At 69.9% G+C, this 11,630-nt stretch carries 13 protein-coding genes; 7 read left to right on the forward strand and 6 right to left on the reverse strand.

Annotated features, from left to right (window positions below):
• Window positions 1-3: 3 nt before the first annotated feature.
• From ABIC29_RS17840 to ABIC29_RS17850, 3 genes are read right to left on the reverse strand one after another with little or no spacing between them, the layout of a single operon-like run.
• The gene (locus ABIC29_RS17840) at window positions 4-771 is read right to left on the reverse strand and encodes a hypothetical protein (RefSeq protein WP_116085606.1); all 768 of its coding nucleotides are present in this window, start codon (window positions 769-771) and stop codon (window positions 4-6) included.
• On the reverse strand, window positions 768-1,673 hold the full coding sequence (locus tag ABIC29_RS17845) for an ABC transporter ATP-binding protein (protein ID WP_354247641.1): 906 nt from the start codon (window positions 1,671-1,673) through the stop codon (window positions 768-770). Before ABIC29_RS17845 ends, ABIC29_RS17840 begins: the two co-directional genes overlap by 4 nt.
• The gene (locus tag ABIC29_RS17850; protein ID WP_116085600.1) at window positions 1,670-2,029 is read right to left on the reverse strand and encodes a GntR family transcriptional regulator; all 360 of its coding nucleotides are present in this window, start codon (window positions 2,027-2,029) and stop codon (window positions 1,670-1,672) included. Before ABIC29_RS17850 ends, ABIC29_RS17845 begins: the two co-directional genes overlap by 4 nt.
• A gap of 237 nt (window positions 2,030-2,266) precedes the next feature.
• Between ABIC29_RS17850 and ABIC29_RS17855 the strand changes: the two genes are divergently transcribed.
• Window positions 2,267-3,559, forward strand: coding sequence for a cation:proton antiporter (locus tag ABIC29_RS17855; RefSeq protein ID WP_158551873.1), 1,293 nt, complete (start codon window positions 2,267-2,269; stop codon window positions 3,557-3,559).
• Between the two features lie 31 nt (window positions 3,560-3,590).
• Here the strand turns inward: ABIC29_RS17855 and ABIC29_RS17860 are convergent, their stop codons facing one another.
• Window positions 3,591-4,505 (reverse strand): DMT family transporter, encoded by a 915-nt coding sequence (locus ABIC29_RS17860; RefSeq protein WP_502915507.1) that lies wholly within the window; start codon window positions 4,503-4,505, stop codon window positions 3,591-3,593.
• A 240-nt stretch (window positions 4,506-4,745) separates the two neighbouring features.
• Between ABIC29_RS17860 and ABIC29_RS17865 the strand changes: the two genes are divergently transcribed.
• The 6 genes from ABIC29_RS17865 (at window position 4,746) to ABIC29_RS17890 (ending at window position 9,238) form a co-directional block, all read left to right on the forward strand.
• Window positions 4,746-5,606, forward strand: a complete 861-nt coding sequence (locus ABIC29_RS17865; protein WP_354247648.1) for a carbohydrate kinase family protein — start codon at window positions 4,746-4,748, stop codon at window positions 5,604-5,606.
• A gap of 57 nt (window positions 5,607-5,663) precedes the next feature.
• Complete coding sequence (locus tag ABIC29_RS17870; RefSeq protein WP_158551872.1) at window positions 5,664-6,101, forward strand: MarR family winged helix-turn-helix transcriptional regulator; 438 nt, start codon at window positions 5,664-5,666, stop codon at window positions 6,099-6,101.
• Window positions 6,102-6,138: 37 nt separating this feature from the next.
• A complete protein-coding gene (locus ABIC29_RS17875; RefSeq protein WP_116085589.1) occupies window positions 6,139-6,798 on the forward strand; it encodes an isochorismatase family protein in 660 nt (219 codons plus the stop codon).
• Between the two features lie 32 nt (window positions 6,799-6,830).
• Window positions 6,831-8,231 (forward strand): dihydrolipoyl dehydrogenase, encoded by a 1,401-nt coding sequence (lpdA, locus tag ABIC29_RS17880; RefSeq protein ID WP_116085587.1) that lies wholly within the window; start codon window positions 6,831-6,833, stop codon window positions 8,229-8,231.
• Window positions 8,232-8,359: 128 nt separating this feature from the next.
• Window positions 8,360-9,019: an LPXTG cell wall anchor domain-containing protein gene (locus tag ABIC29_RS17885; RefSeq protein WP_354247652.1), complete on the forward strand. Its 660-nt coding sequence runs from the start codon at window positions 8,360-8,362 to the stop codon at window positions 9,017-9,019.
• Between the two features lie 21 nt (window positions 9,020-9,040).
• Window positions 9,041-9,238 carry a hypothetical protein gene (locus ABIC29_RS17890; RefSeq protein ID WP_116085582.1) on the forward strand — a complete coding sequence of 66 codons (198 nt, stop codon included), beginning with the start codon at window positions 9,041-9,043 and terminating at the stop codon, window positions 9,236-9,238.
• Between the two features lie 211 nt (window positions 9,239-9,449).
• Here ABIC29_RS17890 and ABIC29_RS17895 read toward each other — a convergent pair whose 3' ends face one another.
• Window positions 9,450-11,081: a monocarboxylic acid transporter gene (locus ABIC29_RS17895; protein ID WP_354247655.1), complete on the reverse strand. Its 1,632-nt coding sequence runs from the start codon at window positions 11,079-11,081 to the stop codon at window positions 9,450-9,452.
• Window positions 11,078-11,449, reverse strand: coding sequence for a DUF485 domain-containing protein (locus ABIC29_RS17900; protein ID WP_116085576.1), 372 nt, complete (start codon window positions 11,447-11,449; stop codon window positions 11,078-11,080). The genes ABIC29_RS17895 and ABIC29_RS17900 overlap by 4 nt, the downstream gene beginning before the upstream one ends.
• Window positions 11,450-11,630 lie beyond the last annotated feature (181 nt).

An 11,630-nucleotide genomic window follows, 5' to 3' on the forward strand; every position in this document is an offset into this window, starting at 1 on the left:
CGATCACCGGGGCGTCGCCCGCCGGATCACGAGGTACCCGCCGATCGCGCAGACCACCGCGAGCGCGAGCACGATGGTGAAGCCGCCCACCACGCCGATGGCGGCGAACCACTCGAACAGGGCCATCCAGGTGCCGCTGAACGTCATCGTCGCGATGAAGGCGAGGAACAGGACGATCGCGCCGAAGGCGACGAACAGCATGCCCCGCATGCGCCACCGCATGTACACCGTCGTCACGCTCGCACCGATGAACAGCACCAGCAGCTGCATCGCCAACGTCGTGTAGAAGTCGGTGAGCCACCCCTGCTGGCCGTACCAGAGCGAGTCGAACATGGCGATGCCGATACCCCAGCCGTCGGTCGCCTTCTCGATCTGCACGAGCGTGGCGATGGCCACGGCGTTCAGGAAGGAGACGATGCCGAACATGGCACTCGTGCCGAGCCAGAAGTCGCGCCTCGTCGTGCCGAAGCCGAGTGCGAACGAGAAGGTCATGCCGATGGCCTGCACCCCGACGACGACGAGGTACCACTGCGGCGAGAGCACCGCCCAGCTGTAGCGCATGCCCTCGGCCATATCCTCGGCCGGCCCGCCGGCGCCCGTGATGATGAGGCCGACGATCATCATGACCGCCCAGGCGGACCCGAGGATGATCCACGGGATCCCGAAGAACACCGACGGGTTGACGCAGTGGAGGCGCACGATGCGCCAGATCTCATGAGCCCGCGAGCGGGCTTCGGTGCGCACGATCGACTGATCGATGACGGCGCTCATGCTGCGACCTCCTCGGTCGAGTCGGCACGCAGGTCGGTGCCGGTCAGGTGGATGATGAGCTGCTGCAGCGAGACGGGCGCGAGCTCGAGCCCGAGTTCGGCGGCCCTGATGCGCTCGGCCTGGTCGAGCCGGCCGTCGATGGTCGCGGACGCGAGTCCGCCGAGGCCCTCGCGACCGATGACCGGCCGGTCGGCCACGAACGACTCGACCACGGATCGCGGCCCGGCGACGGTCGTCGCCGATCCGCGCAGCTCGTCGGCGTCGCGGTCGAAGAGGATGCGGCCCTGGTCGATGAGGATGACGTGCTCGAGCAGGTTCGCGACCTCGTCGATCAGGTGGGTCGAGAGCACGATCGTGCGCGGATGCTCGGCGTAGTCCTCGAGCAGGCGGTCGTAGAAGACGTGCCGCGCGACCGCGTCGAGTCCGAGGTACGGCTCGTCGAAGAACGTCAGCGGGGCCCGGCTCGCGAGCCCGACGATGACGCCGACGGCCGAGAGCTGCCCGCGCGAGAGCTTCTTGATGGGGCGGTTCAGCGGCAGGCGGAAGTCCTTGATGAGCTGCTCGGCGAACGCGGCGTCCCAGTTCTCGAAGAACCACGGCGCCGCCTTGAACACGTGTACGGCCTTGAAGCTGTCGGGGTAGCGCTGCGACTCCGCGATGAAGCACATGCGGCGCAGCACGTCGGCATGCTCGGCCGGCGCTCGTCCGAAGACGTCCAGCGAGCCGGCATCGGGGAACAGCTGGCCGGTGAGCAGCTGCATGATGGTCGTCTTGCCTGCGCCGTTGCGACCGAGGAGGCCGTAGATGCGGTTCTCCTCGAGCGTGAGGTCGACGGCGTCGACGGCGGTGAACGACCCGTAGCGCTTCGTGAGCCCCTTCGCGCTGACGACGGTGGCGGTCATGATTCGATCCTTTCCGCGCGGATGAGCGCAGCGAGCTGGTCGATGTCGAGCCCGAGCTTCTCGGCTTCGACGATGAGCGGTCTGATGTAGGCGGCGGCGAACTCGTCTCGCCGCCGTTCGACGAGGCGCGCCCTCGCGCCGGTGGTGACGAACATGCCGATGCCCCTTCGTTTCTCGACGATCCCGTCGTCGACGAGACGGTTGACGCCGCGGAGCGCGGTCGCCGGATTGATGCGGTGGAAGGTCGCGAACTCGTTGATCGACGGGATCTGCGCCCCTTCGGCGAGGGTGCCGTCGATGATGTCGTTCTCGACCTGCTCCGTGATCTGGATGAAGATCGGTCGCGATTCGTCCATGCCGCCTCGCCCTGCTTGGTTCGTTGGTTAGTTACTTCACCAACTAACCAACCACCTCACGGCGCGGCTGTCAACCCTTCGGCGCACATCCGCGCACCGAATTCGATGCGATCGGGACTTCCTCGGCGGCGGGACTTCGTTGCAGGGACTGTCGCCGCGGGCATCGCGGCCCTAGGTTGGAGGGCAACCAAGCGCTCGACGGCACACGAGGTCTGAGATGGGGTTCGCATGGCGGCGGTGGCGACGGTCCTCGTGCTCATCATCGTGTGGAGCGCGTTCTCCCGCCCGCTCGACCGGCGCGGCATCACGTCTGCGCTGTTCCTCGCGGCGGCCGGGTTCGCCGTCAGCCTCGTCGTGCCCGGCACGACCGACATCTCGATGGAGACCGTCGTCGCGGAACGCGTCGCCGAGATCGCCCTCGTGCTGCTCCTGTTCAGCGACGCCACGCGCCTGGACCTCCGCGCCCTGCGACACCAGATGGCGTGGCCCGGTCGGCTCCTGCTGATCGGCCTCCCGCTCACCATGCTCCTCGGCGTCGGCGTGGGCGTGCTCGTGTTCCCCGACATGGCGATCGCGTCGGTCGTGCTGCTGGCGACGATGCTCGCCTCGACCGATGCCGCGCTCGGCCAGAAGGTCGTCTCGGACGAGAAGGTCCCCGGCCGGGTCCGCCAGGCCCTCGATGTCGAGAGCGGCCTGAACGACGGCCTGGCCGTGCCGTTCTTCCTCGTCGCGCTGTCGATCGCCAACGCCGAGCTCGAGACGGGCATCACCAGTGCGGTCGTGGGCAGCATGGCCGCGCAGATCGGCTGGGGCCTCGTCGGCGGCGCGAGCGCGGGCATCCTCGGCGGGCTGCTGTTCCGGATGGGCGATCGGCGCCAGTGGGTCGGGCGTGAGTGGCGACAGATCCTGCCCCTCGCAGCAGCCCTGCTGTCGTTCGTGATCGCGGACGGCCTCGGCGGAAGCGGGTTCATCGCGGCGTTCGTCGGCGGCGTCGTGTTCGGGCGCCTCGCCGGCCCGGTCAGGTCGACCGTGAGCATCTTCGCCGAGCAGGCGGGCGAGGTGTTCGCCGCCATCACCTGGATCGGCTTCGGAGCCCTGGCGCTGACGCGCGCGATCCCCCACATCACGTGGCAGGTCGTGCTCTACGCGGCCCTCAGCCTCACGATCGTGCGCATGGTCCCCGTGGCGATCGCCCTCGCCGGCCGCGGCGCGCGGTTCCAGACGATCGCGTTCATCGGCTGGTTCGGACCACGCGGGCTCGCCTCGCTCGTCTTCGTCCTGCTCGCGATCGAGGAGGGCGTCCCAGAGGGCGAGGTCGTGCTCTCGACCGTGGTCGTCACCGTCGCCCTCAGCGTGCTGCTGCACGGCCTCACCTCCGTGCCGCTCGTCGAGGCGTACCACCGCTGGTACACAGGGCACACCGCCGACCACCCGGCCGCGAGCGAAGCCCGGCCCACCACGATGCCCCGGCGCCGGCGCCAGCTCTCCGGCCCCAGCTGGCCCGACACCGGAGCCAGCAAGCCGGACTGACCTCGGACGAGCGGATGCCTCGGGGCCGCCGTCACGCGCGAACGCGCCGCCGCGGCATCCGGAGCCGGCCCTGCGCGAGCAGGATGCCGAGGAGCACGAGCACCGCGCCGATCGGCTCGTGCCACGAGAAGCGCTCCCCGAGCAGGATGAAGCCGAGCGCCACGCCGACGAGCGGGGTCACGTAGGTCACCGTCGACGTGGCCGTCGGACCCCACGCGCGCAGCACGTTGATGTTCCAGATGTAGGCGAGGCCCGTGCCGAGGATGCCGAGCGCGAGCAGCGACGCGACGACGGTCCAGTCGAGGTCGACCGGTTCGAGCGCGAGCCAGGGCGTGAGCGCGAGCATCACGACCGCAGAGACGCCGATCGAGAGGAACGCGAAGGTCGCCGGGGCGATCGGCCGCTGGCTGAGGAACTTGCGCTGGTACCCGAACGTGAAGCCGTAGCAGAGGGTCGCGACGAGGCAGGCGAGCTGGCCCGCGAGCGAACCGGTGAGCGCCGAGTACTGCCACGGCCCGATGACCACGATGACGCCGAGGATGCCGACGCCGACGCCCGCCCACCGGCTGAGACCCAGCCGCTCGACCCGGAACACGAGGGTCGCCATGAGCGCCGTCATGATCGGCGTCGTCGCGTTGTAGATCGACGCGAGGCTCGACGACACGTACTGCTCGGCCCACGCGAAGCAGAGGTACGGGATCACGCACGTCGTGAGCGACACCACGAGGAAGTGCACCCAGACGATGCCCTCGCGCGGCAGCAGGGGCCCGGGCGTGCCATCCGGGGCGACGACCCGCGGGCGCATGACGAGCACGATCACGCCGAGCGCCAGCCCGCCGAGCACCGTGCGCGACCAGGCGACCTGGCCGAACGAGACGCCCTCGAGCGCGACCTTCATGAAGAGGAAGCTCGAGCCCCACACGAGCCCCATCGCGATGAACTGCAGCAGGGTCGAGACGCTCCGACCCTGACGAGGGGCGGATGCCGCGGGGCCGGCGGATGCGGCGACGGGGCCGGCTGCGGGGGTGGCGCTCGAACTCACCTGCCGAGCGTACGCCCGGGCGCGGTGCGCGATGCGCCGTCGACGGCTCGATGTCCGGAATCCGCCGAAGGACGGCAGGCCGTCGCGCATCGCGTCGCTGCAAGCGCTTGCACGCACCGGGGGTTCGGCCCATATGCTGGCGCGATGACCGCTCCCATCGTGATCTCCGGCGCCGCGTCGTGGAACCGCATCTTGCTGCTCGACCGCCTGCCCGAACCGGTGCCGCACATGCAGTTCGCGCTTGCCGAGCACGAGACGATCGGCGGCACGTCCGCGGGCAAGGCGCTCGGACTCGTCGGGCTCGGGCATGCGGTCCGCCTGCACACCCTCATCGGGTCGGACGCAGACGGCGAGCGCGTACGGCGCCTGCTCGCGGCATCCGGCATCGACCTCGACGACCTGCCCACCGACGTCACCGAGCGCCACCTCAACCTGATGACCCCGGCCGGCGAGCGCGTGTCGCTCTACCTCTCGACACCCGCCGACCCCGGCACGCCGGCGTCGCCCGAGCTCGTGCAGGCGATGGCGGATGCCGCGGCGATCGTGCTCGACCTCTCGGAGCGTTCGCGCGGGCTCATCGCCACGGCCCGCGCGTCGGGCCGGCCCATCTGGACCGACATCCACGACTACGACGGCGAGGCCGCGTTCCACCGACCGTTCATCGAGGCCGCGGACTGGATCTTCATGAACGCCGACCGCATCGGCGAGGACCCGATCCCCTTCATGGAGACGTGCGTGCTGCGCGGGGCATCCGTCGTCGTGTGCACGCTCGGAGCCCGGGGCGCCGTCGCCGTCGATGCCGACCTGCGCCGCCACGACGTGGCCGCCGTGCCGGTCGAGGTGGTGGACGCGAACGGCGCCGGCGACGCCTTCATGTCCGGCGTGCTCGACGCGCACCTGGGCGGGGCTTCGCTCGATGCGGCCCTCGACGCCGGAGCCGGGCACGCGGCGACCGTGCTCACGACGCGACACCTGCACCCCTCGCTCGACGCGCTGCTCGGCTGAGCCGTACTTAGACAGGAAAACTGTGCAGTTTACCTGTCCAAGTGCTACCGTGGGGCCGTGCCCTCAGCCGACGTCGACCTCGAATCCACCGCGGCCGCACTGCGCGTGACGAGCGCGCGCCTCGTGCGCAAGCTCCGCACCGAGGGCGGCTTCCAGGAGTTCACGCCGGGCCAGACCGCAGTCGTGCGACGCCTCGCCGAGACCGACGGCATCTCGGTCGCCGAGCTCGCCAGGCTCGAATCCGTGCGTCCGCAGTCGATGAGCGCGACCGTCGCAGAGCTCCACGACGCGGGCATCGTCGACCGCAGGCCCGACCCCGCCGACGGTCGCGCGCGGCTCGTGTTCCTCACCGATGCCGCCCAGTCCGCGATCCAGCGCGCCCGCGCGAACAAGACGGGCTGGCTCGTGAACGCCATGCGCGAGCGGCTCACGCCCGCCGAGCAGGGCACGATCTCCGAGGCCGTCGAGCTGCTCGACCGGCTCCTCGCACCCTGACCTCACCTGAACCCGACCACTCCTCGAAGGACCACGCATGACCCTCAGCACCATCGACCCCACCGTCGCCCTCGTCGTCATCGACCTGCAGCGCCTCATCGTCGACCGCAACGCCGAGCAGGGCTCGGCCGCCGCCGTCGAGCATGCGGCCGAGCTCGCCACCGCCTTCCGCGAGCGCGGCCTGCCGGTCGTGCTCGTGCGGGCGTTCGGGCAGGCACCCGGTCGCACCGAGAACGGCGCCGCCAACGCCGCCAGGCTCGCCGCGGCGGCTGCGGCAGCCGGAGCGAGCGGCGCGGGTGCGAGCGGCGCGCCCGCGGCATCCGCCCTGGCATCGCTCCCGGCCGGCGCGATGGACCTCGTGCCCGAACTCGAGGGCAGCGGCATCCGCATCTCGAAGCGCACCTGGGGCGCGTTCCACGAGACCGACCTGCACGAGCAGCTGCAGGCGGCCGGGGTGACGCAGATCGTGCTCGCCGGCATCGCCACCACGAAGGGCGTCGAGTCGACCGCCCGCGCCGCGCACGAGCACGGCTACCACGTGACGTTCGCGACCGACGCGATGACCGACGGCGATCTCGACGCGCACCGGCACAGCATCGACGTGGTCTTCCCCGACCTCGGCGAGCGCGGCACGAGCGCCGAGGTCATCGCCCTGCTCCCTGCGGCAGCCCACGAAGACGTCCGCACTCGCGAGTGACCATGACGGAGTGCGCGCCTAGGCTGGAACCCATGAGCACGCACTTCGATGTCATCGTCCTCGGCGCCGGCCCCGGCGGCTACGTCGCCGCCATCCGCGCCGCACAGCTCGGCCTCTCGGTCGCCGTGGTCGAGGAGAAGTACTGGGGCGGCGTCTGCCTCAACGTCGGCTGCATCCCCTCGAAGGCCCTGCTGCGCAACGCCGAGCTCGCGCACATCTTCCACGACCAGGCGAAGACGTTCGGCATCACGGGCGACGCGCACTTCGACTTCGGCGCCGCATTCGACCGCAGCCGCCAGGTCTCCGACAAGCACGTCAAGGGCGTGCACTTCCTCATGAAGAAGAACGGCATCACCGAGTTCGACGGGCGCGGCACGTTCCGCGACGCGAACACGCTCGAGGTCGCGAAGGCCGACGGCACGGCCGAGACGCTGACCTTCGCGAACGCGATCATCGCGACCGGCTCTCGCGTGCGCCTGCTGCCGGGCGTTCAGCTGTCGCAGAACGTGGTCACCTACGAGACGCAGATCCTCACGCGCGACCTGCCGCGCTCGATCGCCATCGTCGGCGCCGGCGCGATCGGCATGGAGTTCGCCTACGTGCTGCGCAACTACGGCGTCGAGGTCACGGTCATCGAGTTCCTCGACCGGGCGCTCCCGAACGAGGACGTCGAGGTCTCGAAGGAGATCACCCGCCAGTACCGCAACCTCGGCGTGCCGATCCTCACGTCGACGAAGGTCGAGTCGGTCGTCGACAATGGGGCATCCGTCACCGTCTCGTACACCGCGGCCGACGGCCGGCCGGGCTCGCTCGAGGTCGACCGCGCGCTCATCTCGGTGGGCTTCGCGCCCAACGTCGAGAACTTCGGGCTCGAGAACACGGGTGTCGCGCTGACCGAGCGCGGGGCCATCGCGATCGATGAGCGCATGCGCACGAACGTGCCGCACATCTACGCCATCGGCGACGTCACCGCGAAGCTCATGCTCGCGCACGTGGCCGAGGCGCAGGGCGTCGTGGCCGCCGAGACCATCGGCGACGCCGAGACCATGGAACTCGGCGACTACCGCATGATGCCGCGCGCGACGTTCTGCTCGCCGCAGGTCGCGAGCTTCGGCCTCACCGAGCAGCAGGCGCGCGACGAGGGCTACGACGTGGTCGTGTCGAAGTTCCCATTCAGCGCGAACGGCAAGGCGAACGGCCTCGGCGAGCCCGTCGGGTTCGTGAAGCTCGTCGCCGACGCGAAGTACCTCGAACTCCTCGGCGGGCACATGGTGGGGCCGGATGTCTCCGAGCTGCTGCCCGAGCTCACGCTCGCCCAGAAGTGGGACCTCGGCGCCAACGAGCTCGCCCGCAACGTGCACACGCACCCGACGCTCTCGGAGGCGCTGCAGGAGGCGTTCCACGGCCTCACGGGCCACATGATCAACATGTGAGGCGCGGCTGTCGGAGCGATGCGGCTGCATTCCGGTCGGGGCACGCCGTTGATAGGGTGTCCACGCTCGGCCTGCACCGAGTGATCCGCATGTCCCGGATCCGGATGCCCCGAACGAGAGAGTCCCCAGTGTCGAGACAGATCACGGTCCGCCGCGGAGGCGTCATCGCCGTCGCCGCGGGTTTCCTGCTCGCCGGCTTCGCCGCGACATCGGCGGTGGCGGATGAACTGCCCTCGTCGCCCGATGCCTACGATCCCGTCATCGTGGTCGACCGGACCGAGTTCGTCGCCGGCGCTTGGGAGGGCGGATTCACCGTGACCGGTTCCGGATTCATCCCGAATCGTTCCGGATTCGTCACGTACGGCCGAATCACGCCAGACACTCCGAGCGCTCCGGCTGAGGAGTTCGAGACCGATGCCGAAGGAGACTTCTCCGTCCACGTCGATCCGTGGGGAGAGCCCGCCTCGGCGGACAGCCCCGATCAGGCCCCGTTCGTCGTGGGGGCGCATCAGCCCGGACCGGGCTTCTTCGTGAGATCCGACTGGACCCCGCTGACGATCACGGCCCCGCTGGTGACCGAGCCCCCGACGGTGCCGCCGGTGACGCCTCCCGCGGAGACGGCCCCAGCCGAAGCACCTCCTGCTGCGGAGGTCGCCGCGGCTGACGATTCCACGGCGGAACTCGCAGAGACCGGCTCCGACGGAACGATCGGCTTCGCCGCACTCGCGCTCATCGCGGCGGGCGCCACCGTGCTGTTGCGGCGACGGATCGCACCCGCATCGCTCTGAACCTCGGAGAAAGGCGGACCCATGAACTGGCTGCTCATCGTGCTCGGAGGCCTGCTGACCCTGTCGGGCCTGATCTGGACGCTGCAGGGCGTCGGCATCCTGCCCGGCTCCGCCATGAGCGGCGTGACGCTCTGGGCCATCGTGGGGCCGATCGTCGCGGTCGTGGGGGTCGCGCTGCTCACCTGGGGCATCGCCCGCCGACGTCGCGCACGGCCGTAGCCTCGCGACCACGCCGGCGACGGGTCGGCCGACAGCGCACAACGGGGCGGATGCCGCGACCGACCGGTCGTGACATCCGCCCCGCTTGTTCGTTCGGCGCGGCATGGGCAGGCATTCCCGCCGCGCCGAAGTCCGTTCCGGCGGCGGGCGTTCCCTCAGCCCGCCACCGGACCTCCGGTCGACCGGCGGCCCCCTGCCGCCGGTCGGATTCCTAGTGCTGCGTCGCCTTCTCGGCTCCGACGCCGGTCAGCGAGCGCACCTCCATCTCGGACTGCTTCTTCGGGTCCTCGACCGTCTTGTCGAGGAGCGTCACGATCCAGCCGAGCAGGAACGCCAGCGGGATCGAGATGATGCCGGGGTTCGAGAGCGGGAAGAAGGCGAAGTTGATATCGGCCGTCTTCAGCATCGACGTCTCGGAGCCCGAGACGACCGGCGAGAAGATGATCAGCACGATCGCCGAGATGAGGCCGCCGTACATGCTCCAGAGGGCGCCCTTCGTGGTGAAGCGCTTCCAGAAGAGCGAGTAGACGATCGTCGGCAGGTTCGCGGATGCCGCGATCGCGAAGGCCAGGGCGACGAGGAACGCCACGTTCTGCCCGTTCGCCCCGATGCCGCCGACGATCGCGACGATGCCGATCACGACCACGGTGCGACGTGCGACCTTGACCTCGGCGCCCGGTTCGGTCTTGCCCTTCTTGATGACGCTCGCGTAGATGTCGTGTGCGAACGACGCCGCCGCCGTGATGGTGAGTCCGGCGACGACCGCGAGGATCGTCGCGAACGCGATCGCCGAGATGAGGCCGAGGAGCAGCGGACCGCCGAGCTCGAACGCGAGCAGCGGAGCCGCCGAGTTCGCGGCGCCGGGAGCGGCGGCAATGACCTCTGGGCCGACGAGCGCCGCAGCGCCGTAGCCGAGCACGAGCGTGAACACGTAGAAGATGCCGATGAGCCAGATCGCCCAGACGACCGACTTGCGGGCCTCCTTCGCGGTGGGCACCGTGTAGAAGCGCATGAGCACGTGCGGCAGGGCCGCGGTGCCGAGCACGAGCGCGAGTCCGAGCGAGACGAAGTCGATCTTCGAGATGTCGGAGACGCCGTACTTGAGGCCCGGATCGAGGATCGCCGGGTTGCCGGCCACCTCGACCGCGTTGTCGAGCAGGCTCGAGAAGTTGAAGCCGTACATCGCGAGGACCCAGACGGTCATGACGCCGGCGCCCGCGATGAGCAGGATCGCCTTGATGATCTGCACCCAGGTCGTGCCCTTCATGCCGCCGATGAGCACGTAGAGGATCATGAGCGCGCCGACCACCGTGATGACGAGGGACTGGCCGAGCGTGTCGCCGATGCCGAGCAGCAGCGACACGAGACCACCGGCGCCCGCCATCTGCGCGAGCAGGTAGAAGAAGCAGACCACGAGCGTCGTGATCGCCGCGGCGATGCGCACGGGGCGCTGCTTGAGGCGGAACGAGAGCACGTCGGCCATCGTGTAGCGGCCCGTGTTGCGCAGCAGTTCGGCCACGAGCAGCAGTGCCACGAGCCACGCCACGAGGAATCCGATCGAGTACATGAACCCGTCGTAGCCGGTGATCGCGATCGCCCCGACGATGCCGAGGAAGGAGGCCGCCGAGAGGTAGTCGCCCGCGATGGCCGAGCCGTTCTGGCCGCCGGTGAACGAGCGCCCGGCCGCGTAGTAGTCGGCCGCGGTCTTGTTGTTGCGGCTCGCGCGGAACACGATGACCATCGTGATCGCGACGAACGCGCCGAAGATGGCGATGTTCAGCCAGGGTTCGCCGACCTGCGTGGCTGCCGCCTCGGCGACGACCGCGGCGTGCACGGCGCTCATCGGGCCACCGCCTCGGAGTTCGCACCGGCGCCGGACTCGATCCCGTCGCGGATCTCCGCGGCGATCGGGTCGAGTCGACGGTTGGCGTAGCTGACGTACCACATGGTCACGGCGAACGTGGTGACGACCTGCGCCAGGCCGAGCACCATCGCGAGGTTGACGCTGCCCCAGACGCGCGTCGACATGAAGTCGTGCGCGTAGATCGCGAGCAGCACGTAGGCGAAGTACCAGACGAGGCACGCCGCGAGGACGGGGAACACGAACCGGCGGTGGCGACCGCGTAGCTCCTGGAATCGGGGTGATGCTTGCACCGCGGTGAAATCGACGTCGGGTTGCGTCGTCTCCGCGCTCAGGGCGTCGTTGCCCATGGCGTCTCTCCTTCGAGGGGGTCCGGCACGGGGGAAGGTCCGCGCCCACTGCTCGGGATGCCGTGGCAGACGAGCAGTGGGCCCATGCTGCCGGGTGGACGGGCGGACGGGGCGGCTCCGCCGTTCGTCGTCGCCGAACGGCACCGCTGGTGCGACGAACGGTTCGAGGGCGCCGACGAAC

It is taken from the genome of Agromyces sp. PvR057 (assembly GCF_040547485.1).
Lineage (GTDB): Bacteria > Actinomycetota > Actinomycetes > Actinomycetales > Microbacteriaceae > Agromyces.